Source organism: Thioclava atlantica, from assembly GCF_000737065.1.
In the GTDB taxonomy this organism is placed as follows: Bacteria; Pseudomonadota; Alphaproteobacteria; order Rhodobacterales; family Rhodobacteraceae; genus Thioclava; species Thioclava atlantica.
Map to the genome: position 1 here is coordinate 37,068 of NZ_AQRC01000001.1, position 23,750 is coordinate 60,817.

A 23,750-nucleotide genomic window follows, 5' to 3' on the forward strand; every position below is an offset into this window, starting at 1 on the left:
GTCAGAAGATCCCGTTCGCATCTTGCAGAGTGCGGACATAGGCGACGATCGCCTTGACGTCGGCCTGCGTCACCCCCTTGACCGGGGGCATGTTGCCGAAGGGCCAGTGGTGTGCCCGCACGCCAGCCTGCGCCGTGATCAGGAAGGCCGCGTCGGCGTGGTGGCCCGGCCGGTAGTAGGGATGAACCAGTGGCGGCGCCTTGCCGTTGCGGCCGGCGGCATTCTCGCCATGGCAGGTCGAACACTTGGCATCGAAAGCCACTTTGCCCATCTGGGCGAGGGGGCTCAGTTCGGCGGGCAGCTTGACCTTCACGATCGGCGCCCCCTGCGCGATCTGCGACAGGTCCGGCATTGCCATGTTGTGGCCCGACGCGGCCGGCGTCGGCGCCAAGGCCTTCGTTACGACGACGGCGACACCGGCGAGGGCGAGGCCCCCGATCACATAGGGCAACAGCTTGCTCACGCGGATTCTCCTTCTCGACATCCCGGGCGGCGAGTCGGCCCGGGGTAAACCGTCTAAAGGTTTCCCTCACGGGAAGGTCAAGCGCGCGTGAGCGGCTCTTTCACTCTTCCAGTGCCTTGCGCCGGGCCTGGTATTCCTCGGGGTCGATCTCACCCTTGGCGAGCCGCTCCTTGAGAATGTCGAGCGCGTCGGTCTTGCCCTGCGCCCCGCCGCGCTGCTCCATCAGCCAGCGCACGGCGAGGACGGCAAGGACGATGAGGACGCCCCAGAAGATCATCATCATGCCGACGCCGAAGAAGCCGTAACCCTCGCCCCACATCATTGGGTGGCCGTAATAGCCGCCGCCGTAGCCGCCACTGGGCGCGTCGGCCCAAGCCGTGCCTGCGGAGAGTGTCGAAAGAAGGGTGGTGTAGAAAGGAAGTCTGGTCATGTGCGCCTCCATGGTTCCAATGCGGACCTGCTACGCCATTTACGTGTTCATGACGTTGAGCGAGGTCAACGACGCGCCGCGGAAGGGGCGGGCTCACTGAAACGTGACGTTCCCCTGGCCCAGCAACGCCGAGACATAGCTGTCGGCGAGGAAGGCGCCAAACAACAGCAGGATGTAGATGATCGAGAAGTGGAAGGTGCGCATCGGCCAGCTTGCATCGGATGAGACCAGCATCGACCCCGAATACCATAGGAAAATGCCGGCCAGCGTCAGCGCCGCCGCCGGGTTGATGAAACCGGTCAGCCCCCCATCAGCGCGGGCACCAACGTCACCGCAGCCAGCAGGGCCGTGTAGAAAAGCGCCTGCCAGCAGGTGTGGACCTCGCCGTGGGTCATCGACCGCATCTACAAGTCGGCGCGGCGGAAATCCTCGACCCTGTGGATCGCGAGGGGCCAGAAATGCGGTGGCGTCCAGACGAAGACGATCATCACCAGAAGCACCGGCAACGCCTCGATCTGGTTCGTCACGGCGATCCCGCCCAGAAGCGGCGGGGCCGCCCCGGATACCGCGCCGGTCGAAGTCGTCTTCGAGAAACTCGGCGCGGGGAAGACAAGATCGGGGTCGGTGCGGGTCTTTTGCGTGCGCGAAGGTGGCGCGGACCTGGGGGAGATCGCCGTCTCGACGGCGGACTGAGACAGCTACGACGTGACCACCCTGTCGATCCTGATCTCCGAGTTGAGGCTGCGTTGGCGCCTCCGGTATGTCGAGGCTAACGCCCGTTCGGCTCTTGATGCCGTCGACGTGGGCCTGCCGGGCGTTGAGGGCCCGCGCCAGACCCACCGGCTGCTCAAAGTCATGTGCGATGCCGCCTAGCCCGACGGGGTGGTCCTCTACCTGCGCAGGGCAGGGGAATGGGAGTTGCGGGCCGATTACGGAGGGACGCACCCAGTGAGGTCCGAGGAGTTCCAAGGGCGTGTTGACCTGTGGGCGCTGGATGACGGCGCGACCGTCTGCATCAAGCGGACGCAGGACGGCGTCCTGGTTCTTCAGTGGTCCGATGCAGGCAAGATCGACACTGCCGCGCTGGATCCGTCCCTCGTTCAGATGATCTCTGGTCACAGCGCGAGGTTGCTCTCGACGCCTGCGAGGCGACCCGGCTGGTTGTCGACGGTATTCGCCAGAAGCCCGACCCGAACGAGACGACCGCAACGTTCCTGAAGCGGTTCGCTAGAACCACGTGCGAACGCTACGCGGTCACCCTCGAGATCCGGGCGGGCGAGGTCGCCCTTGATCCCGAGGCGACCTGGAAACTCGGGCGGGTCCTGCAGGAAGCGGTCGGCAATGCTGCCCGTCACGGCGGAGCCCGGACGATCGAAGTTTCGCTTGAAACGGTCGGCGCGTCCTGAAGTTTCTGGATGACGGCACCTTTCGCGATCCGGCGCTCAAGGATGCTGGCGCCAATGCCCATCACGGTCTGAAGATCATGGCCGATCGAGTTTAGGACCTGCACGGCCAGTTCTCGAACTCGCATGGCAAGGCAGGGACGGAGGTCCAGGTGGATCTGCCTGCGCTCTGAGTTTGACGCAAGGGCGTTCAATGTTACGCTGGCCACAGGAAACGGCATAAATGCGCATCATCATAGTGGGACGATCATCCGATCTTTCGCAGCGGGCCTCGGCGCGTGCTGGAAGACTATGGCCACAGCGTCGTGGCCGAAAATGGCGATGGCACTTCGGGTATGGCGTCGGAGCGCGATCAATCACCGGACCTGGTCTTCATGGATCTTCAGATGCCCGGATGTGACGGCCTGTCGGCCCTGAAGGCGTTGCGGGGTGACCCACCCGTCGTTGTCCTGACAGTCTTCGAGGATGCGTCGGACCTGGAGGCGGAAATGGAGGCGGGGGCCAGCGGATACGTTCTCAAGAACACCGACCCGGGCGAACTCGTCGAGATGCTCAAGACCGTTGCGTGACGCTATCGGATCTATCCTGATCCCCCAGCAGGCCGAAGAGACGCGCCGGCACGGCTGAGTGCCCGTCAACGCAACGTGCTTGAGGGGCTCGTGCGGGGGATGACCCACAAGGAAATCGCCAGAAAGCTCGGCATTTCCCAGTTTGCCGTGTGGACCTATCAGGAGCGTTTGCTTGAAAAGTTCGGTGCCGGAAGCCGCGCAGAACTCATTTTTGCGACCTCCGGTGGAGCGCCTGCGGAACGCGGTGGTGCCGGCGCGGAGTAGCGCCTGGATGTTCCTCCTGTCGCGGTGGCGGTGCACAACCGGCATCCAAGAGACTGGGGCGCTTGGCCCTTCCCCCATATTGTAGAAGGCGAGAAGGCCCGTCTCTTGGATCAAACCGGCGTGATCTGGCACGGCATCTGGACAAAAACGCGAATATGTCTTCTTCACCCCTTGAGCTTCCAGTGACTGGAAGCCCTATCTGGCTATCAGAACGCGGTTGGAAGACCGATTCCGAGCGCACCGATACAGGAGAAACCGTCATGGATACTGCCGTTCAATACCCGCGCGCAGCGACCCCGCTCCCGACCCTTTTGGTCGATGTCGAGGGCATGACCTGCGCGTCCTGCAGCGCGCGCGTCGAACGCGGCTTGAGGAAGCTTCCCGGCGTTTCCGACGCGGGCGTGAACCTTGCTACCGAACGGGCAGAACTGCATTTCGACCCGAAGCAGATCACCACCGAGCAGATCGTCGAGGCGATCCGCGACACCGGTTACACCCCGGTGAGCGCGGAGGCTGAACTGTCTGTCGACGGTATGACCTGCGCGTCCTGCGTGGGTCGCGTCGAGCGCGCGTTGAATAAGGCCCCGGGGGTTCTGGAGGCCAGCGTGAACCTTGCGACCGAGCGGGCTAAGGTGCGCTTTTTGCCAGCGATGACCGACGCGGACTCGCTCGCTGCAACGGTGGTTGATGCAGGTTATGAGGCCCACCCGGTCGGCGACGCCGCCGAGGCTGGTGAGAGCGACGCGGAGAAGCGCCGTGCGTCGTTGCGCGCGATGGGGCGCGACGTGGCGCTGGCGGCATTCCTGGGTGCGGTGATCGTTGTGGTGGGCATGGGGGGAGCATTTGTGCCCTCCTTCGAGCGTGCGCTCGCCGCCGCCAGCCCGTTCGCGGGCTTCTGGGACTGGGTCCAGTTCGCTCTGGCCAGCGTTGTGCTTTTCGTGCCGGGGCGTCGCTTCTTCCGGCCCGGGCTGATCGCCTATCGCCACCTGTCGCCCGATATGAACTCGCTGGTCGCTACCGGCACGGGCGCGGCCTGGGCCTACAGCACTCTGGTGCTGCTCGCGCCCGCGCTGTTCCCGCCCGAAGCGCGCCACGTCTATTTCGACAGTGCCGCCGTGGTGATCGCCGCAGTGCTGGGCGGCAAGTATCTGGAGGAGATTGCCAAAGGTCGAACCTCCGCCGCGATCCGCAAGCTGGTGGGGCTCCAGGCCAAAACCGCGCACAGGCTGGATAGTGAGGGTGCCGAACAGGACGTGCCGGTCGCGCAACTGCGCGTCGGCGACCGCCTCGTCGTGCGCCCCGGAGAGCGCATGCCGGTCGATGGCCGGGTGGTCGAAGGCCGTGCTCATGTTGACGAGGCGATGCTGACAGGCGAGCCGCTTCCGGTCGCCAAAGCGGAGGGCGACGAGGTCGTCGGTGGCACGGTCGATCAGGACGGACGGCTGGTGATCGAAGCGACTTCGGTCGGCGGTGACACAGTGCTGGCGCAGATCATCAAACTGGTGGAAAGCGCCCAGACCGGCAAGCTGCCGATCCAGGGCCTCGCCGACCGCGTGGTGCGGGTATTCACCCCCGTGGTGCTGGCGATCGCGACGCTGAGCTTCTTTACCTGGATTCTGATCGGCGGCAACATCAGCGTGGCGCTGGTGGCGGCGGTCGCGGTGCTGGTGGTGGCCTGCCCCTGCGCCATGGGGCTGGCGACGCCCGCGGCGATTATGGTCGGCACCGGGCGCGCGGCGGAACTCGGTGTGCTGTTTCGCAAGGGCGAAGCGCTGGAAACGCTGTCGCATGTCGACACCGTCCTCTTCGACAAGACCGGCACCCTGACGGAGGGCCGGCCTGTGCTGGTCGACATGGTGGCGCCCGACCCGGTCGCCGCGCTGCGCTTCGCCGCCGCCTTGGAGGCGTCGTCCGAACACCCGCTGGGCCGCGCCGTCGTTGCCGCCGCGAGCGAGAAGGGCATGGAGCTGCCCGAGGTAACTGAGTTCCGCGCGGTCGTGGGCCACGGTATCGAGGGCCGCATCGACGGCCGGCTGGTGCGGGTCGGCGCGCACCGGTTCATGGCAAGCCAGGGGGTTGCGCTGGGTGACCTCGGTTCGCGCACGGCCGAGATGGAGGGCTCGGGACGAACGGTCGTCTATGTCGCGGTCGACGACGAAGCGCTCGGCCTACTGGCCATCGCCGATCGCGCCAAGCCCGAAGCGAAAGCGGTCGTCGATGCGTTGCGTTCGCGGGGCGTTACCGTGGCGATGGTTACCGGTGACGCCAAGGCGACGGCGCGCGCGGTGGCCGACCAGCTCGGCATCGACGACGTCCATGCGGAAGTGCTGCCGCAGGACAAGGCCAAGGTGGTCACATCGCTGCAGAGTGAAGGCCGCAGCGTTGCCTTCGTCGGCGACGGCATCAACGATGCGCCCGCGTTGGCGCAGGCAGATGTCGGCATCGCTCTGGCGACCGGCACCGACATCGCCATCGAGGCGGCCGACGTTACTCTGACCCGGGGCCAGTTGGGCGAGGTCGTCACCGCGCTGAGCGCGGCACGGCACACGCTCGGCAACATCCGCGGCAACCTTTTTTGGGCGTTCTTCTACAACGTCATCCTGATCCCGATCGCCGCTGGTTTGGCCGCGCCTTGGGGCATTCACCTTAACCCGATGGTCGCGGGTCTCGCGATGGGGTTGTCGTCGGTCTTCGTGCTTGGCAACAGCCTGCGCCTGCGCCGCCTGAAAGCGTTCGAAACCAGGGCGCAAGCCTGATTAACCCACTTAAAGAGAAAGGAAAAAGACCATGAGCCAATTCACATTCGCAGTCACCAGCCCCGAGGGTTTCGACGCGACGGTCGCACGCGTGACCGAGGCGCTGAAGGACGAGGGTTTCGGCGTGCTGACCACCATCGATGTGGCCGCTACGCTCAAGGCCAAGCTGGGGCTTGAGCGCAGCCCCTATATCATTCTCGGTGCCTGCAATCCGCAGTTCGCGCATCAGGCGCTCGAAGCCGAGCCAGATATCGGTGCCCTGCTGCCCTGCAACGTCGTCGTTCGCGAAGAGGCAGAAGGCAAGGTCGGCGTGCTGTTCATGGACCCGGCGGCCGTGCTCGGAATGGTCGCGAACCCCGACGTCGAACGCCTTGGCAACGAGGTCGCCGCAAAGCTGCGCCGTGTGGCCGAAGCGCTTTCTGCATGACCCATCGAAGATCCTGAAAGGAGAAGACCCATGAGCGACATCACCCTGAAGATCACCGGCATGACCTGCGACCATTGCGTGAAGGCTGCGACCAAGGCGCTCGAGACCGTGCCCGGCGTTGAAAGCGCTGAAGTCACGCTGGAACCCGGCGCTGCCGTAGTGAAAGGTGCAGCCGATCCCGTGGCGCTGATCGCGGCGGTCAAGGAAGAGGGCTACGAGGCCGAGGTCCAGTAGGATGACCGAGGTGCTCGTCTACACCAGCCCGGGCTGTCCTGACTGCGCGGCGGTGAAGCGCTACCTCGTCAAGCACGGCGTCGCGTTCGAGGAACGCGACGTCTCGCGCCCCGGCGTCGCCGAGGAGGCGAAGGCGCGCTACGGCGTGCGGGTCGCGCCCATCACCGTGATCGACGGCGAAGCCTCCTACGGGACCTTCGCCAGCCAGAAGCCGCGCCTCGACGCGGCATTCGGGCCGTCGGCCTGACGCGGCTTCCCACGGAGAACGAAGATGAAGATCGCGACGTTTCTGAAGTGCAGTTCCTTGATAGTGTCCATTGCGGGTCTGGCAGCTCCGGCGGTATTCGCGCAGGGAATGACGGGCTCCGGCCAAGGCATGATGGGTGGTGGTCCGGGCATGATGGGCGCCACCGCGAACGACCGGCCCGTCACGCCGCGCTGGGGCGGGGCGGTCCGGTTCAAAGGGCGGACATCACCATCGACATTGTGACGGTTCAGCGCGACCATCCTCACGGCACCCTCGAGGTGCATGGCGTCACCAATCCCACGTTCGTCGTGCCCGCCGGGGCGACCGTCCATCTCAATCTCGTCAACATGGACTACGGCTCTGACATGGAGCACGGCGTGGGCGTTTCTCCTGCGGCGCCACCCTACGGGGCCTACGCCATGATGCAGACCGGCCCCGGGCTGGCCCGGATCGCGCCGCCGATTCCGTGGCGCAGCGCGGAGGATCCCGGCAAGGCCGACTATGCCGAGGCAGGCACGACCTTCGTCGTCCGCCGGCCCGGCGTTTACTGGTATGTCTGCCAGACACCCGGCCACGCGGCGAAGGGCATATTTAGCAAGCTTCTGGTGCAGGGGGACTGTTCCCCGGGCGGGTCAACGTCAACACGGAGGAGCAGAGGGAGCGATGCGAATGACCCATTCCGTAGGGTGAGACAGGCCTCGGCTGCGGGACAGCTGACCACTGCGTCGGCTGAAACCTGCGTCAATCCACCGGCAAGTGCTTCCGCAGCAATCGCCACTCATGCCAGACGAGAACGATCACGATGAGATCGAACACCGTCAGCAGGATCAGTCCGAACGAGTGCGTGTAGCTGTAGCGGTAGAGCTGGTAGACGATGAATGCTCCAAGCGCGATGAGCGACAGGGGATAGGCGATCAGCTTCTCGCGCAACAGCCCCACCACCAGGACGACTTTGATCAGGCCGTGGCTGATCAGGTAGAAGGCGTAGAAGGACTCGGTCGCGCCGGTCAGGTTCTGCGCCGCGTTCAAGAGGTGCGTTGCGACGAAGTCCCGCGGATCCTCGGTCAGTTCCTCCTGCGTCAGCAGGTTGACCCAGCCAAGTATCGCCGGTGCTGAAACGAGGTAGAACACAAGTCCGCCAGCGATCTCGGTCAGCGCGTGCATTCCCTTGAGGATCACGCTAACGCGGAAAACCTGATGGATGCGATGTTCGGCGACTTGCATGCCGTGATCGTCCTTATTCCAAGAAAGGCAGGCAATGGACGTCGCGATTACCCACTGGATCAACTCTTTCGCAGGTCAGACCCCTCTCGTCGACCCCTTGATGATCGCGATCACGAAAGTCGGGGTGCCCTTCATCGTCCTCGTCGTTGTCCTGCAATGGTGGAGCCGGGAAGACCGGCAACATGTGCGTCACGCCGCGATCTGTGCCGGGCTTGCCTTCCTGCTGGGCCTCGCCATCAACCAGGGCGTCCTTCTCTTTATTCACCGCGTGCGCCCCTATGAAGCCGGCGTTTCGCATCTTCTGATCGCGAAGAGTGCCGACTGGTCGTTCCCCTCGGATCACGCGACCGCCTCGATGTCGGTCGCGATGGCCTTCGCTCTCCAGCGGCTCCCGCGCCGGGCGATCGCGTTCTTCGCGATGGCTTTCCTCGTCGGCCTGTCGCGCGTCTATGTCGGCACCCATTACCTGACCGATGTCCTTGGCGGGGCGACCACCGGGATCGTCGCGGCCATCGCGGTGCGCGCCCTCTACCGGGAAGACAGCAAGCTCAGCCGGTTCGCGACAGGCATCCTGTAGGCACATCATGCGACGCGGCACGTGAGTTCCGGTTTGCTGGGTGGCCTGCAAAGCCAACAAGACGCTTGAGTTCGGTCGCGGGTCTCTGAACTTGGCGTTCGTGGCGCCTCGGGAACATGGTTTCCGGAAGAAACCGCCCGGGAGTAGTCATCGCACGCCCTTTCAAAGAGCTTCGAGTGCTGTGAGATTACGTTCAACAAAGTCTACGTTCCGTGGGTCGCAAGCGGTATTGTCCTCTCCAAGTTGCTGTCGAATGACGTCGCTCTGTGTGAGTTGTCTATGGCGATGCTGCGAACCTCCGGCCCATGGGGTAGACTGAAAGGGCCCTGGTCCGCACCTGGTCTTGGAGGGAGGTGCGCCACGGTTGCGCTCGGGTGGCCTTGGAACTCGCCGAGGCGAAGTGACATGGGAGGAGCGGGATGAGCAATGAAGCGAACGCGGCCGAGGCTGCAGCCTGGAACGGTCAGCGTGGTCGTGATTGAGTACGCCGGCAGCCGCCGCTCGAGACGCTGATGGCAGAGGTGCATTCCCTGCTATTTGACACGGCCCGGCCGGTGCCCGGTGAGGCCGTTATCGACATTGGATGTTGTGGAGGGACAACGACCATAGAGGGCGCCCGACATGTCGGATCGGCAGGGAGCGTCCTGGTTGTCGACATTTCCGCCCCACCGGTCGAACATACAAGCGCCCGTGCCGGCGCAGAAGGTTGGACTATGTCGTCTTTCACCGGGCGGATGCTCAGCCCCACATGTTCGAAGCAGACGTCTTCGACCTGATGATCTCGCGCTTTGGGGTGCTGTTCTTCGACGATCCCGTGCCTGCCTTTCGTAAAATTGGCGGAGTGCTGCGTCCCGGCGGACGAATGGTCTTTGACCTGCCCCAGCGGAATCCCTCAACGTAGTGTAGAGTCTGCGCGAACTCTGAAGGAGCAGAGAAACACTTGTCAGGCAGCTTCGGCAGGAAGTCGATATGGTGGCTGTCGCCGAGATCTTTACCGATCGGCTTGCACGTCGGATCTAGGCCGTCGAGGCGCGTGCGCGGCAGGCAAAGACCCGTGCCGACTGGGATTTTAGCGACAGGTTCTTCGATGGCGCGGCAGGCTACCCACGGATCGAGGCGGCAATCGCGGGTGAAGGGGGGCTCAGCGCGCCGCCCCGGACGGCCGCTTGCGGCCAGCGTGCTGGGTGATTAGCCATGGTCCGACCCTGAGGGAAAACAGCGCGAAGCCGGCCGTCCACAGGGCCGCCGCGAGGTCCAACCCGCCCATCGTGTCTGCTGCGAGGACGCGGACGAGGGCCGCCCCGAGCACCAGCAGGAAGGCGAGGGACAGCAGGCGACCGGCGACCAGCGGCCGCCCGGTATGACCCATCGCCGCCCGCATCATCACCGCGAGCGTCATCCCGCCGATCGCGCCGATGCCGAGCAGGTGATAGCCAGCCACCGGCGAGGCCAGGCCGAAGGCGGCCAGTCCTGTCACCGCCAGGCCAATGGCCAATGCGGCATAGGCCAAGTGCAGCATCAGCAGAAGCGGCGAACGCCGCACGGCAATGCCCCGCCAGCGGCTGAGCCGGATAAGCTGCAGCCCGGTGACGGCAAGCAGCGTCATCCCGGACATCGCGCCTTCCGGCCGGATCACCCAGAGCAGCAGGCCCGCGGCGGCCACGGTCAGGCTGATTCCGTCGAAGCGACTGACCGGCACCGGCATTCGCGCTACCTGCTGCGCCGCCAGCCAGTTGCGGGTGAAGCTGGGGATGATCCGCCCGCCGATCAACATCACCAGGAACAGGATGACGGCGAAGCCTGCGCGGCGCGGCACCTCCGTCCCCGCCCCGGTCAGCGCCCCAAGGTGGAAGGCGATATTCGCCGCGGAATAGAGAGTCACCGGCACCAGAACCTTGAGATTTCGCCAGTTGCGCCCAGCCACGATCTCGATCCCGATCATGGCACCGATTGCCAGCAGAAAGGCGCTGTCGGTAATCATCACAGGCACTGGGCCCAGACCGAGTGCTCCGGCAACCGCCAGCCGCCCCGCCAACCACAGGACCGCGAGCAGCGCCAGCGGCGTGCCACGCGCCGGCATCCGTCCGGTCCAGTTCGGCACCGCGGTGAACAGGAAGCCCGCGATCACCGCTGCGGCATAGCCGAACAGCATCTCGTGAATATGCCAGTCGACCGGATCGAAGGGACCCGCCAGCGTCACCATTCCGGAGAACACCGCCAGCCAAAGCGGCACGGCGAAAGCCGCAAACAGACCGGCAAGCAGGAAGAACGGACGAAACCCCATGCTGAACAGCACTGGGCCGAAATAGGCGAGGCGGGGAATGGCGTGCTGAGACATCGTGGGGTCCTGTCTTGGCGAGGGGCGCCAGCAGGGAGGGCGCCGCCGCGCGGGGGGCGACGATTGGGAACGCTGCTTCGCCAGCCTATCGGTTTCCTATCCTCCTCTTGTGCGATAGAAGCGGGCAGGCTTGTTTGCGCCGCGACAAACTTCCGGAGGAAACGTGTCCAAGCTCGATGAGAGTCTGCTGATCGGCCTTCCCCCCTTCAGTCGCCTCGAACGGCCGCAGATCCGGGAGATCCTCGATCTCGCCGTCCCGCGTCGTTACGACACCGGCTCCGCGATCTTCAGCGAAGGCGCCGAGGCTGAGCGCTTCTATCTTCTGCTCGACGGCTTCATTCGGGTGATCCGCACGACACCCACGGGCGAGCAGATCATCGCGCTGCATATCGCGCCCGGGCAGCTGTTCGGCATCGCCCCTGCTCTGCAGCGCGACACCTATCCCGCGGCGGCGATGGCGGCTGCCGACTGCATTGCGCTGTCGTGGCCGGTGCGTCTGTGGAACGACTTCATTGCGAAATACGATGGCTTCGCCACCGAGACCTATCGCACGGTCGGAGAACGGCTGGGCGAGATGCAGACCCGGATCGTCGACCTGGCGACCAAAGCCGTCGAACAGCGGGTGGCCGCGGCGCTGTTGCGAATGGTTAATCAGACCGGGCGCAAAACGGAGGAAGGGATCGAGATCGCCTTCCCGATCACCCGCCAGAATATCTCAGACATGACCGGGACGACGTTGCACACGGTCAGCCGGCTGCTCAGCGCCTGGGAAAAGGACGGCTTGGTGAAGAGCACCCGCAAGCATGTCGTCGTGACATCGCCTCACGGGCTGATGATGTTGTGCGGGGCCACGGACTAGGACAGCTTCGCCGCGGCGCGGATCTCGGCGCGAAAACTGTCTTCATCCAGATCGTATTCCGCGCAAGCGTCGCGCACGGTGTGGAACGGTGCGATCGGGCACCCCGGGCAGATCATGCGACGTGCGAGGAAGGGCGCGATGGCGCCGGGCCAGCGGCGAAGCAGCTCAGCCAGCGGCAGGTCGGGGTCGTCGATTTCGTGTCGCATGGGCAGACCCTTTGAGCGGCGATGCTAGCGACCTTTCTGACCGTGTTGCTCGCAGCAGACGTTGCGCCGGCACAAGGTTCGGAGCGCAGGAATGCGCCTTGGGCCGGAAAGGAAGACGCCCTGACCGCCGGGCCAGGGCGCGCTGTCCTCGCAGAGGCTGTTCAGAGCTGTTCGAACCATTTGCCGAACTTCTTGGCGGCCTTCTTCGGTTCGTGAATAGCCTTGACCGCATCAAGGTTCACCGGTGACCCGGCTTCGATCAGCGCCACCATGCCAAGGCCATAGTGCGGCTTGCAGCGGATACCGTAAAGGCCTTCCTTGGTCAGAGTCAGCATGACCTCCTTGCCGGTTTTTCCGGCAATCGGAGTCGCGCCCTCCGGCAAGAAGCCCTTGATGGTCTCCGCGTTGTGCCCCTTGTCGGTGGGGACGAAACGGATCGTGTCGCCGACCTGTGCCTTCACGAATCCCGGCTCGAAGACCATCATCCCGGTCTCGCCGCGATTGAGCATCTTGACCACGAACTCCTGAGCCTGCGCGGACGCGCCACCCAAGGCAATGCCCGCGGCAAGCAGGGCGGCTGTGATGCGATACGGTTTCATAGTGCTCTCCATCATTGAGAATTCCGTTCGCCGCCGGGGATAGGGCGCAAAGCGCGGTCTGAGTTTGCGCCGGCGCAAACTTCCGAACGGTCTCCCTCACCCCGTTCCGCTCATTCGGCCAGTTCTTTGCGCAATCGCAAACTTTGCCGGGTCGAACCCGCCTATTCAGCCGTTACGACGCCGTGAATAAGCGTGAGTGAGGCGAGACAGTGACAAGACGACGGAACGGATTTGCGCGGCTATCGCAGCTTCTGACCGGGGCGTGGATGATGATCGCGCTGACCTTCGGCGCAACCGCCGCCGGGGCGGCACCAATCCTGACCCAATACATCGACAAGGTGGACGTGGCCGAAATCGTTCCCGGGGCCGATCATTTTGGTCCGGTCGATGCCCGCGGATTGGCCCCGGCGCTGAAGGGGAACACATTGGTCGGCTGGGTCTTTCTGACCTCAGATTTCGTCTCGACCACTGGCTATTCGGGCAAACCCATCCACATCATCGCCGGCTTCTCCGCCAAGGCGGTCATTACCGGCATCAAGCTGGTCAAGCACTCGGAACCGATCGTGCTGGTCGGCATTCCCGAGGCGAAGATCCGGGCGGTGATCCAGAAATACACCGGGCTCGACCTGCATACGGTGATTGCGGGACGCGACGCCTCGGATCTCGACATCGTCTCCGGTGCGACCGTCACCATCATGGTGATCGACGACTCGATCCTGCGTGCCGGCATCAAGGTGGCGCAGGCGCTGGGGCTCGATGGGTTCGAGAAGACGGTCGCGACGGGACCGAAGCCGGTGATCGACCGCACGGCGGGCAAGGTGACCGATTGGCAGACCCTCACCGGCAATGGCGCTGTGCGGCGACTGACAGTCGACGTGCACCAGATCAACGCCGATTTCGCGGCACTCGGCGATCCGCGCAGCGCCAAACTGGCCGAGAAACCGCCGCTGGCGGATGCCTATGTCGATGTCTATGCCGCATTGGTCAGCGAGCCCGCGATCGGTCGCAGCCTGCTGGGCGAGCGTATGTTCGCCAATCTCCAGTCGATGATGAAGCCGGGCGATGAGGCTATCGCCATTTTCGGCACCGGGCGCTGGTCGTTCAAGGGTTCCGGCTACGTCCGCGGAGGCATCTTCGACCGGTTCCAGCTGATCCAGGGCGAAATCTCGCACCGCTTCCGCGACCGTGAACATCGCCGCATCGTGCGCGTCGCCGCTGAAGGCGCGCCGGATTTGACCGAGATGGACCTTTTCGTCGTCCCGGCCAAGGCGGGCTTCGACCCGGCCGCACAGTTTCGGCTGCAATTCCTGGTCCAGCGCGCTGTTGGCCCGATCGAGAAGCTCTTTCTGACCTATGACCTGAGCTACCAACTGCCCGAGGTCTACACCAAGACCGTCGCCTCTGCTGCGCCGCCCGTGGCGCAGAAACTGGAAGACGCCGCTCCGGCACGCAACGCGCTATGGCTGAAGATCTGGCAGGCCAAGCGAAGCCAGGTGATCGTGCTGGCCGTGGCGCTGGCGCTGCTGACGGGGATCTTCTTCTTCCAGACCTTCGCCACCCGCAACGCCCGCACCTTTGCCATCCTGCGCAACGCCTACCTTGTCTTCACGCTGGTTTTCGTCGGCTGGTATGCGAACGCCCAGCTCTCGGTGGTCAACGTCCTCGCCTTTGCCTCGGCACTGTTTTCGGACTTCCGCTGGGACACCTTCCTGATGGATCCGCTGATCTTCGTGCTGTGGTTCGCGGTCGCCGCCGCTCTGCTGTTCTGGGCGCGCGGCGCCTATTGCGGTTGGCTCTGCCCCTTCGGCGCGCTGCAGGAACTGTCGAACAAGATCGCCCGCACGCTCTGCGTGCCGCAGGTGAAGCTTCCCTGGGGCCTACACGAGCGACTCTGGGCACTGAAATACGTGATCTTCCTCGGTCTCTTCGGCGCCTCGCTCTATTCACTGTCGCTGGCCGAGCATCTGGCCGAGGTCGAGCCTTTCAAGACCGCGATCATCCTCAAATTCGCCCGGCCGCTGCCCTATGTGCTGATCGCGCTGGCCGCCCTGCTGCCCGGCCTGTTCATCGAGCGCTTCTATTGCCGCTATGTCTGCCCGCTTGGTGGCGGGCTGGCGATCCCGGCACGGCTGCACATGTTCCGCTGGCTCAAGCGCTACAAGGAATGCGGCAGCCCCTGCCAGACCTGCGCCCACGATTGCCCGGTCGAGGCGATCCACCCCACGGGCGAGATCAATCCCAACGAGTGCATCTCCTGCCTCAACTGCCAGGTCCTTTACCAGGACCACGATCGCTGCCCCGTCGTGATCCTGCGCGACAAGCGTCGCGCCAAGGCCTCCGCCTCGGCCGAAGCCGCGTCCCGGGTCACCGGCCACCCCAACACAACATCGAAGTCAAACTGAAGGAGAGAGAAAATGACGGTAGACTCAAAGGGTATTTCCCGCCGTGGCCTGTTCCAGGGCACCGCCGGGGCAGCCGTTCTCGCCGGTGCCGGCGGCCTCGGGCTGGTCGGCACGGCGCAGCCGGCCCGCGCCGCCCGCGCGGCCAATGAGGTCGCTCCGGGGGAGCTGGATAGCTACTACGGCATCTGGTCGGGCGGCCAGTCGGGCGAGATCAGGCTGGTCGGCGTGCCGTCGATGCGCGAGCTGATGCGCATTCCGGTGTTCAACCGCTGCTCGGCCACCGGCTGGGGCATCACCAACGAAAGCCTGAAGATCCTGACCGAGGGCCTCCTGCCCGAAACCAAGGAGTTCCTCGCTAAGCGCGGGCTTCAGACCTATCAGAATGGCGACCTGCACCACCCGCACATGTCCTTCACCGAGGGCACCTATGACGGGCGCTACATCTTCGCCAACGACAAGGCCAATACCCGTGTCGCGCGGATCCGCTGCGACATCATGAAGACCGACAAGATCATCGAAATCCCGAACACCTCGGACATCCACGGTCTGCGGCCGCAGAAATACCCGCGCACCGGCTATGTCTTCGCGAACGGCGAGCACCGGATCCCGCTGCCCAACGATGGCTCGATCCTTGACGACCCCAAGCAGTATCACGCCCTGTTCACCGCCATCGACGGCGACACCATGGAAGTGGCCTGGCAGGTGATCGTCGACGGAAACCTCGACAACTGTGACGCCGACTACGAGGGCAAATACGCCTTCTCGACCTGCTACAACTCGGAAGAAGGGGTGAACCTTTCCGAGATGACGGCCAACGAGATGGACTGGGTGGTGGTCTTCAACATCGCCCGCATTGAGGAAGGCATCAAGAAGGGCGACTACAAGGAACACAAGGGCGTCAAGGTGCTCGATGGACGCCACGGCTCTCCCTACACCGCCTACATCCCGGTGCCCAACAGCCCGCACGGCTGCAACATGGCGCCCGACAAGATCCACCTTTGCCTCAACGGCAAGCTGTCGCCGACGGTTACCGTGGTCGATGTGCGCAAGCTCGGCGCGGTGTTCGACGGGGCCGAACCGCGTTCCGCAGTCGTCGCCGAACCCGAGCTGGGCCTTGGGCCCCTGCACACGGCCTTCGATGGCAAGGGCAACGCCTTCACCACGCTGTTCCTCGACAGCCAGCTGGTGAAATGGAACATCGACAAGGCGGTGCGGGCGTTCAATGGCGAGAAGGTCGATCCGATCATCGAAAAGATCGACGTGATGTATCAGCCCGGCCACAACCACACCACGATGGGCGAGACCGCCGAGGCCGACGGCCAGTTCCTGATTTCGCTGAACAAGTTCTCGAAGGACCGTTTCCTCAATGCCGGCCCACTGAAGCCCGAGAACGACCAGCTCATCAACATCTCGGGCGGCAAGATGGAGCTGGTGCATGACGGCCCGACCTTCGCCGAGCCGCATGACGCGATCATGGTGCGGGCCGACATTATCAACCCCGTCTCGATCTACGACCGGAACGACCCGATGTGGGAAGCGGCACGCAAGCAGGCCGAGGCCGACGGGGTCGACCTCGACTATGGCGAGGACGTGATCCGCGACGGCAACAAGGTGCGAGTCTACATGCACTCGGTGGCGCCGGCCTTCAGCCTCGAGAAGTTCGAGGTCAACCAGGGCGACGAGGTGACGGTCTACATCACCAACATGGACGATGTGGACGACCTGACCCACGGCTTCACCCTGGGTAACCACGGCATCGCCATGGAGATCGGCCCGCAGGCGACCGCCAGCGTGACCTTCACCGCGGACCGGCCCGGCGTGCACTGGTTCTACTGCCAGTGGTTCTGCCATGCGCTCCACATGGAGATGCGCGGCCGGATGCTGGTGAAACCAGCATAAGGGGCGAGAAGATGCGCTTCCGGCCGTTCCTTGCCTTGATCCTTTGCCTGACGCCGCTTGCCGCGGCGGCGGGCGAGGTGACGGTGCGGCCCGGACCGGAAGCGCTGATCCGGGCCATCGCAAAAGCCCGGCCCGGCGACGTGCTGATCCTGGAAACGGGACGCTATGCCGGGCCGATCACCATCGACAAACCCCTGACGCTCACGGGACAGGGGGCGGAGGTCGCGGGGCGCGGCACCGGCACGGTGATTTCGGTCACCGCGCCCGACGTCACGCTTCGCGGCCTCACCGTGACCGGGGCGGGCAAGCGGCTCGACCATCTCGACAGTGGCGTCGCGCTGGCGCAGAGCGCCCGCCATGCGCTGGTCGAGAACAATCGGCTGATCGGCAACCTGATCGGTGTCGACGTTCAGGGCGCCCATGACGTTACGGTGCGCAACAACACCATCGAAGGCCGCGACGATCTGAGGGTGCCGGAGCGCGGCCCAGGCATCTACGTCTGGAATGCCCCCGGCCTGCTGGTCGAGGGCAACCGAATATCCAAGGGGCGCGACGGGGTCTTCGTGACCACCTCGAACAAGGCCACCTACCGGCGCAACGTGATGACGAACCTACGCTATGCCTTCCACTCGATGTATTCCAACCAGCTGGTGGTCGAGGACAATGTCAGCCGGGGCAACACCATGGGCTTCGCGCTGATGTATTCGCGCCGGCTGCGAGTGACCGAAAACCTGTCGGACGACGACAGCGCCCACGGCTTCTTCATGAACTTCGCCAATCACGCCGTGATCTCCCACAACGAGGTGCGCAATGGCGGCGAGAAATGCCTCTTCGTCTACAATTCCAATGTCAATCGCATCACCGCCAACCGCTTCGAGGGCTGCGGGATTGGCGTGCACTTCACCGCAGGGTCCGAACGCAACGTGATTTCCGGCAATGCCTTCATCGGCAACCGGCTGCAGGTGAAATACGTAGGCACCCGCTGGCTTGAGTGGTCTGAGAACGGCACCGGCAACTACTGGTCCGATCATGTCGCCTTCGACATCGACGGTAACGGCCGCGCGGATAGCCCTTACCGACCCAATACCGCGATCGACCGGGTGGTTTGGTCGCAGCCAATGGCCAAACTGTTGATGGGCGCGCCTGCGGTGCAATTGATCCGCTGGTCGCAGCAGCGCTTTCCCGGCCTGCTCCCCGGCGGCGTGATCGACAGCGCTCCGCTGGTCTCGCCCAAGGGGGCGGGGCTACCTCCGAAACCAGGAGAAACGCAATGAGCGATCAACCGATCCTAACCGTCACGGAGTTGGGCGTCCGCTATGGTCGGCTTCAGGCACTCGACGGCGTGAACTTGAGCGTCGCGCCGGGCGAACGTTTGGCGCTGCTTGGCCACAACGGTGCGGGCAAGTCGACCCTGTTCAAGACGATCCTCGCTTTCCTTCCCCCCGCTACGGGGCAAGTAACGGTGGCCGGCCATCCGCCGGGAACCGATGCCGCGCGAACCGCGGTCAACTATCTGCCCGAGACAGTGGCCTTCCCGGGCACCGTAACCGGGGCCGAGGTGCTCCGCTATTTCTCGGGCCTGCGGCGGGCTCCCTTTTCCGCGATCTCGGGACTGCTTGACCGCGTCGGGCTGGCCGAGGCTGCGCAGCGTCCGGTCGGCGGCTATTCCAAAGGTATGCGTCAGCGCCTTGGCCTGGCGCAGGCGCTGATCGGGACGCCGCGGCTTCTGCTGCTGGACGAACCGACCAGCGGACTCGATCCCATCTCGCGCCGCGATTTCTACGCGGTGATTGCCGAGGCGGCGGGTCGAGGCTGCTCGGTGCTTCTGTCCTCGCACGGGCTGGAAGAGATCGAACACCGCACCGAGCGCATCGCGATCCTCTCGCGCGGGCGCCTGGTGGCGGATGGCACGCTGGATGACCTCGCCCGCCGCGCCGCCCTGCCCACCACGATCCGGGTGACCGCCCATGCCGGACAGGCGAGCCGGCTGCAGGCGCAGATCGGGGGCACCCGGTTCAACGGATGCCGGCTCGACCTGAGCTGCCAGGCCGAGCAGGCGCTGCCACTGGTCGCCCGACTGGCCGGACTGCCCGAGATGGTCCGAGATGTCGACCTGCACCGTCCGGGCCTGTCCGATCTCTATCGCCACTACTCTGACCTCACTGCAGGGGAGATCCGGCCATGATCCTTCGTTTCGCCACCATCGCCGCCCAGGAATTCCGTCTTGCCCGGCGCAACCTCTGGGTCGCGCTCGCCACCGCGGCGCTTGCCGCTTTCGCCCTGGCACTCGGGTTCCTCGGCGCCGGACAGGGTCCAGCGCTGAAAGCCGACGTGCTCAGCCTGACGGCCGCCAGCCTCTCGACCCTCTCGGTCTACCTGATCCCGCTGATTGCGCTCTTGATGTCCTACGACGCGCTGTCCGGTGAAGTCGAGCGCGGCACGCTTGCGCTCACCTTCGCGACCCCGGCGCGGCGGTGGGAACTGTTCGTGGCAAAGTTCGTCGCACAGACCGCGGCGGTGGGTGCAGCCATCACGATCGGGTTCGCCATTGCCGGCGGTGCGATCGGCGCAGTCTACGGTCTAAGCGCCGAGGGACTCGCCGCATGGGCGCGGCTGGTCGGCTCGGGTTTCGCCCTCGGTGCCGTCTTCGTGGCCATCGGCCTCGCGCTCTCGGCGGCGGCCGGGCGCACGGCCAATGCTGCAGCCTTCGCCATCGCCTGCTGGCTGCTCCTCGTCGTGCTTTACGACCTCGCGCTGCTGGGCGGGGTCATCGCCGCGGGCGAGGGCGTCTTTACCAGCCACATCTTCCCCTGGATGGTGCTGGCCAATCCGGCCGACGCCTTCCGCATCTACAACCTCGCGGCCTTCGACGCCGCGCCGGTCTCGGGCATCGACGGCCTCGCCCGGACCCTGCCCTTCCCGCCTCAGCTTGCGCTCGCGGTGCTCGGCTTCTGGCTGGCGGCGCCGGTGCTGCTGGGTATTCGTCTTACAGGAAAGATCGTGCCATGATCCGTCTTCTTCTCATTGCCCTGCTCGCCTGCGGACTTGCCGCCTGCAAGGAGGATCAGACTGCGGCCAAGCCCGCGCCCGCCGCCCTGACGGACGAGGCCCTGGGCCATTATTGTCAGATGATAGTCGCCGACCATCCCGGCCCCAAGGCGCAGATCCATCTGCGCGGCTACGACTATCCGATCTGGTTTGGCCAGGTCAGCGACGCCATCGCCTATCTGCATGACCCCGAGCGCGACGGCGAGGTCACCGCGTTCTACGTCACCGACATGGCGCGCGCCGAAAGCTGGGCGGTGCCGGGCGACAAGGCCTGGACCGACGCCGACGGCGCCGTCTTCGTGATCGACAGCCAGCGCAAGGGCGGCATGGGCATGCCCGAGGCGGTGCCATTCGCCAGTCGCGATGGCGCCGAGGCCTTCGTCGCCGAGGCCGGTGGCCGGATCGTGGCGTTGAAAGACGTGCCTGAAAGCTATGTGCACCCCGACATGGGCTCGGAGACAGACTCGGACATGGAGGGCATGTCCGCGAAAGAAGGGATGCACTGATGGCCAGGATCACTCGCCGCCGCGCCCTGCTGATCGCTGCCGCCGCCTGCGCTCTGCCAACGCTCGGCCGTGCCACGCCGCTGGCCCACTGGCAGGGGCATGCCCTCGGTGCCCATGCCGAGATCAAGCTCGCTGGGATAGCGTCAGCGGAGGCGGCTCCGCTTTTCGCCCAGATCGAAGCCGAACTCGACCGGCTGGAAGCGCAATTCAGCCTCTATCGGGCCAACAGCGCCCTTGCCCGGCTAAACCGGGACGGGCGTCTGGACGCTCCGTCCCCGGAGATGCTCGAACTGCTGTCGCTGGCCCGAAGTGTCCATCACCGCACCGGTGGTCTGTTCGACCCGACGATTCAGCCGCTGTTCGCCCTCCATGCCCGGCGTTTCGCCACAGGCACTATTGCCGATGCCGGAGAGATCGCGGCGGCGCGTGCACTGGTCGGATTTGACCGTGTGGAAATCTTGCCGGCCCGGATAGCATTTTCGCACGCGGGCATGGCCCTGACCCTCAACGGGATCGCCCAGGGGTTCATCACGGACCGTATCGTCGAATTGCTGCGTCGAGAGGGATTGCGCGATTTGCTGGTGGATATCGGCGAGATCCGGGCGCTGGGTGCACGGCCGGGCGGGGACGGCTGGCATGTCGGCCTGAGCGATGGCAGCAGGCTGAACCTGCGCAATCGCGCAATCGCGTCGTCGAGCTTGGTCGGAACATTGGTGAACCCGGCGGCGGGCATTGGTCATATCTTCAACCCTGCAAGAGACACTCCAGCTATTTGGAGGTCACCGCCAACCGCTAACGTCGTTCACCAGAGAGCTGCTGTGGCTGACGCATTTTCAACGGCCGCGGTGCTTGCCGGGCCGAAGACCATACAAGCTTGGGAGGAGGATGGAATGAAGGTTATTTGGAGTTGATCTCAGGTAGCTGCCTGCAAGTTTGCACGCGTGCTCTGGGCCATGCTCGTGCGAGACGAGGACTGCCGAGATCCTGTTGGCGCGGTCTGCTGACCGCGGCGGTGCGGAGCGTCGGCGATGTGAGCAGTGCGATGACACGTATGGGTAAATGATCGAACAGATCCGGGTCGGGAAAATCAGTGGTGTCCAACGAGCTGCGAGCTCGCAATTTTGATCTGGTTTCCGATCCGTGCATCACCATACCGACCCGCGGCATTGCTTGGCCGCACCTGAGAAACCTGAAACATGACCGCACTAGATAACGCGCTCAAAAGGTTAGAGAAAATTCTTGCATCGAAGCGGGATTCCAAACACGGACGCCGATTGGGGGGAATTGCGTGCCAATTGACAATTCACAGCACGGATTAGCCAACGTGCGTTCTATGCTCGAGCTTGTCGCTGCCCGAACCGTCACCGCCAGGTCAAAGGTTGGCAAGATCAAATTTCGCTTGGGAGCAGTTGAGCTCAGGCTGATGTCTGTTTCAGAATGTCCAGTGCGAGAAGCACACCAAGAATGCTGCACGCCACACCGCCATAGGGAGCGTTACCAGAGATCGAGGTCGGGGTGAAAAGCAACAACGTCACTGAGAGCGCCGCCTTCATGATCAGTCCAGTGAAATTCAGCAGCGTAGCGAGGGTAGCGTTTCCACAATACGAGCGAGGCCTATTGGGTGGAGGGTGTTTGCAAGAAAATTCGTTGCGTGTAGTGAGCATTTGGCAACCCCTCAGGATTATCAAACATAAGTTGGGAATTAAGGTTTTTGTTGATAGTGTGGAAATGGGGCGAGAGCATGGCGTCATTGCGGCCTTTGCGCGGGGGGGATGCCTGAATTTGAGCATATTTCCGGGGGCTGAGGCTCCTTCGGGCCGTGTTCGCCCTCGGCAGCCACACGGATCGCAGCGCCTCGTCTCTAGCGTCCCAATGCCTTCTCCTCCTCCTCCAAGTCTTTGATCTGGTCAGGGGTTAAAAGTTCGTAGAAATTGAGTGCCTTCGCAACATGCTCAAGGGCGGATTTCTGCGGGTCTTCCACATGCAGCATGATCGTCTTTGCCACCGCTCCGTAGTGACTGATCGACTGAGATGCGCCTGTTTTCGTCAAAGCGTTCGTGTGAGCGAGAATGGTATCCACAATGAGGGGCGGAGCACCGCATTCGAGCATGATCTGGCTCGCGGTTCGGCGCAGATCGTGCCGATGCCAATTTGCGGTTCCGCTCTCGCGCATGATCGCACTATTAGCGCGACTAAAATTGCCCAGCGGTCCACCTTCCAAATTCGGGAAAACATACCCGTCGGGGTCTCGCTCATTATGGCCTGGCAGCGAGCTGAGGATTTTGATTGCCTCGTTGGACAAAGGTAAAACTTGGCTCCGAGCCTCGCCCTTCGCTTTGACCTTCGGTTTGAACCATGTGCCGGAGCTGAAATTTACGTCGCGCCAATGCATGTCGATAACTTCGTGCAGGCGTGCTGCGGTCAACAAAATGAAGCGCATCGCGATTGGGCGAAGGTCATCATGTGAGACATCGATCAATTTCAGTTCTTTCGGCGCGGGATATCGCAGATAAGGCAGAATTCTCGCGAGTTCGGACCCCTTGAGCACTCGCTCGCGCTTCCCAGTGATTGTGGGGTCGTCCTCGGAGAAATCATGCGTGTCGCGGATGTCCGGGGTTCCAACGCACGGGGAGCGGCCAGCGCCGATTTTCTTGAACGTGTTGCGCCCGGCGGCCCAATCCAGCGGTCTCGCGAGGTAACTCCGCGCGCGCGAGGTTTGCCCATGTGCGGTCGTCTTGCCGCGATCCCGGCGGGGCTTGTAGGTCCTCATTGCATGAGCGAGATCGACTTCGGTGATCTCCGATACAGGGCGGTCGAGAAGCTTCTCGAACACGGCTTCGATACGCAGCCGTGCTTCGCACCGACCGCGAGGTGGTCTTCGCCAGATCTTCTGTCCCCCGGCCTTTATTGCCTCATACTCGTCGAGCACATCCCGAAGCGTGACCTTTTCGCGCGCAGCGTCCTCGCGCAGCCGACGTTTCTCTCCGTTCGGATCCTTGCCTTGCTTCAGTTCCATCCGAATTCGAGCGGCATCGTTGCGTGCGCCTTTCAGGCTCCATGACGGGTAGTCCCCGATTGTCACGGTTCTTAGCTTCCCGTCGCGCGCGCGACCGCGATAGGCGAAAGTGATGCGTCCGCTCGCACTGACTCTCAGGCGCAGCCCAATTTGTTTCGTGTCGGAATATTCTTCTCGGGCCCTTTGGGGCTTGAGGTTGCGAATGAAGCAGTCGGTCAGCGCGACTTTTCTTGACATCAGTGTGTGCTCCAACCGATGGGGTTACACAGGGGATACAATAGTC

At 64.0% G+C, this 23,750-nt stretch carries 29 protein-coding genes; 18 read left to right on the plus strand and 11 right to left on the minus strand.

What is annotated here, in order from left to right:
* Position 1 precedes the first annotated feature (1 nt).
* The 4 genes from DW2_RS00200 to DW2_RS20255 form a co-directional block, all read right to left on the minus strand.
* A complete protein-coding gene (locus DW2_RS00200; RefSeq protein WP_238321216.1) occupies positions 2 to 463 on the minus strand; it encodes a c-type cytochrome in 462 nt (153 codons plus the stop codon).
* Between the two features lie 100 nt (positions 464 to 563).
* Entirely contained in the window at positions 564 to 893 is a 330-nt protein-coding gene (locus tag DW2_RS00205; protein WP_038142396.1) for an SHOCT domain-containing protein, read from the minus strand.
* Between the two features lie 93 nt (positions 894 to 986).
* Positions 987 to 1,127 carry a hypothetical protein gene (locus DW2_RS19595; RefSeq protein WP_156102827.1) on the minus strand — a complete coding sequence of 47 codons (141 nt, stop codon included), beginning with the start codon at positions 1,125 to 1,127 and terminating at the stop codon, positions 987 to 989.
* Between the two features lie 170 nt (positions 1,128 to 1,297).
* On the minus strand, positions 1,298 to 1,591 hold the full coding sequence (locus tag DW2_RS20255; RefSeq protein WP_156102828.1) for a UbiA family prenyltransferase: 294 nt from the start codon (positions 1,589 to 1,591) through the stop codon (positions 1,298 to 1,300).
* A gap of 7 nt (positions 1,592 to 1,598) precedes the next feature.
* Here DW2_RS20255 and DW2_RS19605 point away from each other — a divergent pair, with 7 nt between their 5' ends.
* A complete protein-coding gene (locus DW2_RS19605; protein ID WP_156102829.1) occupies positions 1,599 to 1,766 on the plus strand; it encodes a hypothetical protein in 168 nt (55 codons plus the stop codon).
* Between the two features lie 242 nt (positions 1,767 to 2,008).
* On the opposite strand, the gene DW2_RS00215 is transcribed toward DW2_RS19605, so the two are convergent.
* Positions 2,009 to 2,248 carry a hypothetical protein gene (locus tag DW2_RS00215; protein ID WP_038142400.1) on the minus strand — a complete coding sequence of 80 codons (240 nt, stop codon included), beginning with the start codon at positions 2,246 to 2,248 and terminating at the stop codon, positions 2,009 to 2,011.
* On the minus strand, positions 2,245 to 2,517 hold the full coding sequence (locus DW2_RS00220; protein WP_038142403.1) for a hypothetical protein: 273 nt from the start codon (positions 2,515 to 2,517) through the stop codon (positions 2,245 to 2,247). The genes DW2_RS00215 and DW2_RS00220 overlap by 4 nt, the downstream gene beginning before the upstream one ends.
* Before the next feature lie 33 nt (positions 2,518 to 2,550).
* Between DW2_RS00220 and DW2_RS18890 the strand changes: the two genes are divergently transcribed.
* The 7 genes from DW2_RS18890 (at position 2,551) to DW2_RS00250 (ending at position 7,036) form a co-directional block, all read left to right on the plus strand.
* The gene (locus DW2_RS18890; RefSeq protein WP_081874780.1) at positions 2,551 to 2,865 is read left to right on the plus strand and encodes a response regulator; all 315 of its coding nucleotides are present in this window, start codon (positions 2,551 to 2,553) and stop codon (positions 2,863 to 2,865) included.
* A 54-nt stretch (positions 2,866 to 2,919) separates the two neighbouring features.
* Positions 2,920 to 3,129: a response regulator transcription factor gene (locus tag DW2_RS18895; RefSeq protein ID WP_272944417.1), complete on the plus strand. Its 210-nt coding sequence runs from the start codon at positions 2,920 to 2,922 to the stop codon at positions 3,127 to 3,129.
* A 260-nt stretch (positions 3,130 to 3,389) separates the two neighbouring features.
* Complete coding sequence (locus DW2_RS00230; RefSeq protein WP_051855080.1) at positions 3,390 to 5,885, plus strand: heavy metal translocating P-type ATPase; 2,496 nt, start codon at positions 3,390 to 3,392, stop codon at positions 5,883 to 5,885.
* A 31-nt stretch (positions 5,886 to 5,916) separates the two neighbouring features.
* Complete coding sequence (locus DW2_RS00235) at positions 5,917 to 6,312, plus strand: DUF302 domain-containing protein (RefSeq protein WP_038142405.1); 396 nt, start codon at positions 5,917 to 5,919, stop codon at positions 6,310 to 6,312.
* 30 nt (positions 6,313 to 6,342) lie between these two features.
* Positions 6,343 to 6,546, plus strand: coding sequence for a CopZ family metallochaperone (locus DW2_RS00240; protein WP_038142407.1), 204 nt, complete (start codon positions 6,343 to 6,345; stop codon positions 6,544 to 6,546).
* Position 6,547: 1 nt separating this feature from the next.
* Entirely contained in the window at positions 6,548 to 6,793 is a 246-nt protein-coding gene (locus tag DW2_RS00245; RefSeq protein WP_038142409.1) for a glutaredoxin family protein, read from the plus strand.
* Between the two features lie 24 nt (positions 6,794 to 6,817).
* Complete coding sequence (locus DW2_RS00250) at positions 6,818 to 7,036, plus strand: hypothetical protein (RefSeq protein WP_038142412.1); 219 nt, start codon at positions 6,818 to 6,820, stop codon at positions 7,034 to 7,036.
* Between the two features lie 498 nt (positions 7,037 to 7,534).
* Here the strand turns inward: DW2_RS00250 and DW2_RS00255 are convergent, their stop codons facing one another.
* On the minus strand, positions 7,535 to 8,017 hold the full coding sequence (locus DW2_RS00255) for a DUF2127 domain-containing protein (protein WP_038142415.1): 483 nt from the start codon (positions 8,015 to 8,017) through the stop codon (positions 7,535 to 7,537).
* A 34-nt stretch (positions 8,018 to 8,051) separates the two neighbouring features.
* Between DW2_RS00255 and DW2_RS00260 the strand changes: the two genes are divergently transcribed.
* Positions 8,052 to 8,594, plus strand: a complete 543-nt coding sequence (locus DW2_RS00260) for a phosphatase PAP2 family protein (RefSeq protein ID WP_038142417.1) — start codon at positions 8,052 to 8,054, stop codon at positions 8,592 to 8,594.
* Between the two features lie 583 nt (positions 8,595 to 9,177).
* On the plus strand, positions 9,178 to 9,495 hold the full coding sequence (locus tag DW2_RS20260; protein WP_081874782.1) for a class I SAM-dependent methyltransferase: 318 nt from the start codon (positions 9,178 to 9,180) through the stop codon (positions 9,493 to 9,495).
* A gap of 240 nt (positions 9,496 to 9,735) precedes the next feature.
* Here DW2_RS20260 and DW2_RS00270 read toward each other — a convergent pair whose 3' ends face one another.
* A complete protein-coding gene (locus tag DW2_RS00270) occupies positions 9,736 to 10,932 on the minus strand; it encodes an NnrS family protein (protein ID WP_038142420.1) in 1,197 nt (398 codons plus the stop codon).
* A gap of 163 nt (positions 10,933 to 11,095) precedes the next feature.
* On the opposite strand from DW2_RS00270, the gene DW2_RS00275 reads away from it, so the two are divergent.
* Positions 11,096 to 11,791, plus strand: a complete 696-nt coding sequence (locus DW2_RS00275; RefSeq protein ID WP_038142421.1) for a Crp/Fnr family transcriptional regulator — start codon at positions 11,096 to 11,098, stop codon at positions 11,789 to 11,791.
* Here the strand turns inward: DW2_RS00275 and DW2_RS00280 are convergent.
* Both DW2_RS00280 and DW2_RS00285 read right to left on the minus strand, forming a co-directional pair.
* The gene (locus DW2_RS00280) at positions 11,788 to 11,997 is read right to left on the minus strand and encodes a DUF1858 domain-containing protein (protein WP_038142424.1); all 210 of its coding nucleotides are present in this window, start codon (positions 11,995 to 11,997) and stop codon (positions 11,788 to 11,790) included. The genes DW2_RS00275 and DW2_RS00280 overlap by 4 nt on opposite strands.
* A gap of 161 nt (positions 11,998 to 12,158) precedes the next feature.
* A complete protein-coding gene (locus DW2_RS00285; RefSeq protein ID WP_038142426.1) occupies positions 12,159 to 12,596 on the minus strand; it encodes a pseudoazurin in 438 nt (145 codons plus the stop codon).
* A gap of 269 nt (positions 12,597 to 12,865) precedes the next feature.
* Here DW2_RS00285 and DW2_RS00290 point away from each other — a divergent pair, with 269 nt between their 5' ends.
* Genes DW2_RS00290 through DW2_RS00320 form a run of 7 tightly spaced genes read left to right on the plus strand, consistent with a single transcriptional unit; the run spans position 12,866 to position 21,362 of the window.
* Positions 12,866 to 14,998 carry a NosR/NirI family protein gene (locus tag DW2_RS00290; protein WP_081874810.1) on the plus strand — a complete coding sequence of 711 codons (2,133 nt, stop codon included), beginning with the start codon at positions 12,866 to 12,868 and terminating at the stop codon, positions 14,996 to 14,998.
* Positions 14,999 to 15,010: 12 nt separating this feature from the next.
* The gene (gene nosZ, locus DW2_RS00295) at positions 15,011 to 16,897 is read left to right on the plus strand and encodes a TAT-dependent nitrous-oxide reductase (RefSeq protein WP_038142428.1); all 1,887 of its coding nucleotides are present in this window, start codon (positions 15,011 to 15,013) and stop codon (positions 16,895 to 16,897) included.
* A gap of 11 nt (positions 16,898 to 16,908) precedes the next feature.
* Complete coding sequence (locus tag DW2_RS00300) at positions 16,909 to 18,171, plus strand: nitrous oxide reductase family maturation protein NosD (RefSeq protein ID WP_038142430.1); 1,263 nt, start codon at positions 16,909 to 16,911, stop codon at positions 18,169 to 18,171.
* Positions 18,168 to 19,082 (plus strand): ABC transporter ATP-binding protein, encoded by a 915-nt coding sequence (locus tag DW2_RS00305; protein ID WP_081874783.1) that lies wholly within the window; start codon positions 18,168 to 18,170, stop codon positions 19,080 to 19,082. Before DW2_RS00300 ends, DW2_RS00305 begins: the two co-directional genes overlap by 4 nt.
* Positions 19,079 to 19,906 (plus strand): ABC transporter permease, encoded by an 828-nt coding sequence (locus DW2_RS00310; protein WP_038142431.1) that lies wholly within the window; start codon positions 19,079 to 19,081, stop codon positions 19,904 to 19,906. Before DW2_RS00305 ends, DW2_RS00310 begins: the two co-directional genes overlap by 4 nt.
* Positions 19,903 to 20,451, plus strand: a complete 549-nt coding sequence (locus DW2_RS00315; RefSeq protein ID WP_038142434.1) for a nitrous oxide reductase accessory protein NosL — start codon at positions 19,903 to 19,905, stop codon at positions 20,449 to 20,451. The genes DW2_RS00310 and DW2_RS00315 overlap by 4 nt, the downstream gene beginning before the upstream one ends.
* A complete protein-coding gene (locus tag DW2_RS00320; RefSeq protein ID WP_038142436.1) occupies positions 20,451 to 21,362 on the plus strand; it encodes an FAD:protein FMN transferase in 912 nt (303 codons plus the stop codon). The genes DW2_RS00315 and DW2_RS00320 overlap by 1 nt, the downstream gene beginning before the upstream one ends.
* Before the next feature lie 950 nt (positions 21,363 to 22,312).
* Here DW2_RS00320 and DW2_RS00325 read toward each other — a convergent pair.
* Complete coding sequence (locus DW2_RS00325) at positions 22,313 to 23,704, minus strand: tyrosine-type recombinase/integrase (RefSeq protein WP_081874784.1); 1,392 nt, start codon at positions 23,702 to 23,704, stop codon at positions 22,313 to 22,315.
* Positions 23,705 to 23,750 lie beyond the last annotated feature (46 nt).

Bases quoted from the DNA above. Each gene is read 5' to 3' on its own strand.
- DW2_RS00305 (WP_081874783.1), top strand. From the start codon at position 18,168: ATGAGCGATCAACCGATCCTAACCGTCACGGAGTTGGGCGTCCGCTAT.
- DW2_RS00310 (WP_038142431.1), top strand. From the start codon at position 19,079: ATGATCCTTCGTTTCGCCACCATCGCCGCCCAGGAATTCCGTCTTGCC.
- DW2_RS00325 (WP_081874784.1), bottom strand. From the start codon at position 23,704: ATGTCAAGAAAAGTCGCGCTGACCGACTGCTTCATTCGCAACCTCAAG.
- DW2_RS00220 (WP_038142403.1), bottom strand. From the start codon at position 2,517: ATGCCGTTTCCTGTGGCCAGCGTAACATTGAACGCCCTTGCGTCAAAC.
- DW2_RS00320 (WP_038142436.1), top strand. From the start codon at position 20,451: ATGGCCAGGATCACTCGCCGCCGCGCCCTGCTGATCGCTGCCGCCGCC.
- DW2_RS00270 (WP_038142420.1), bottom strand. From the start codon at position 10,932: ATGTCTCAGCACGCCATTCCCCGCCTCGCCTATTTCGGCCCAGTGCTG.
- DW2_RS00245 (WP_038142409.1), top strand. From the start codon at position 6,548: ATGACCGAGGTGCTCGTCTACACCAGCCCGGGCTGTCCTGACTGCGCG.
- DW2_RS00205 (WP_038142396.1), bottom strand. From the start codon at position 893: ATGACCAGACTTCCTTTCTACACCACCCTTCTTTCGACACTCTCCGCA.
- DW2_RS00260 (WP_038142417.1), top strand. From the start codon at position 8,052: ATGGACGTCGCGATTACCCACTGGATCAACTCTTTCGCAGGTCAGACC.
- DW2_RS00290 (WP_081874810.1), top strand. From the start codon at position 12,866: ATGATCGCGCTGACCTTCGGCGCAACCGCCGCCGGGGCGGCACCAATC.
- DW2_RS00240 (WP_038142407.1), top strand. From the start codon at position 6,343: ATGAGCGACATCACCCTGAAGATCACCGGCATGACCTGCGACCATTGC.
- DW2_RS00315 (WP_038142434.1), top strand. From the start codon at position 19,903: ATGATCCGTCTTCTTCTCATTGCCCTGCTCGCCTGCGGACTTGCCGCC.
- DW2_RS20260 (WP_081874782.1), top strand. From the start codon at position 9,178: ATGTTGTGGAGGGACAACGACCATAGAGGGCGCCCGACATGTCGGATC.
- nosZ (WP_038142428.1), top strand. From the start codon at position 15,011: ATGACGGTAGACTCAAAGGGTATTTCCCGCCGTGGCCTGTTCCAGGGC.
- DW2_RS00250 (WP_038142412.1), top strand. From the start codon at position 6,818: ATGAAGATCGCGACGTTTCTGAAGTGCAGTTCCTTGATAGTGTCCATT.
- DW2_RS00230 (WP_051855080.1), top strand. From the start codon at position 3,390: ATGGATACTGCCGTTCAATACCCGCGCGCAGCGACCCCGCTCCCGACC.
- DW2_RS00280 (WP_038142424.1), bottom strand. From the start codon at position 11,997: ATGCGACACGAAATCGACGACCCCGACCTGCCGCTGGCTGAGCTGCTT.
- DW2_RS19595 (WP_156102827.1), bottom strand. From the start codon at position 1,127: ATGCTGGTCTCATCCGATGCAAGCTGGCCGATGCGCACCTTCCACTTC.
- DW2_RS00255 (WP_038142415.1), bottom strand. From the start codon at position 8,017: ATGCAAGTCGCCGAACATCGCATCCATCAGGTTTTCCGCGTTAGCGTG.
- DW2_RS00300 (WP_038142430.1), top strand. From the start codon at position 16,909: ATGCGCTTCCGGCCGTTCCTTGCCTTGATCCTTTGCCTGACGCCGCTT.
- DW2_RS00235 (WP_038142405.1), top strand. From the start codon at position 5,917: ATGAGCCAATTCACATTCGCAGTCACCAGCCCCGAGGGTTTCGACGCG.
- DW2_RS00285 (WP_038142426.1), bottom strand. From the start codon at position 12,596: ATGAAACCGTATCGCATCACAGCCGCCCTGCTTGCCGCGGGCATTGCC.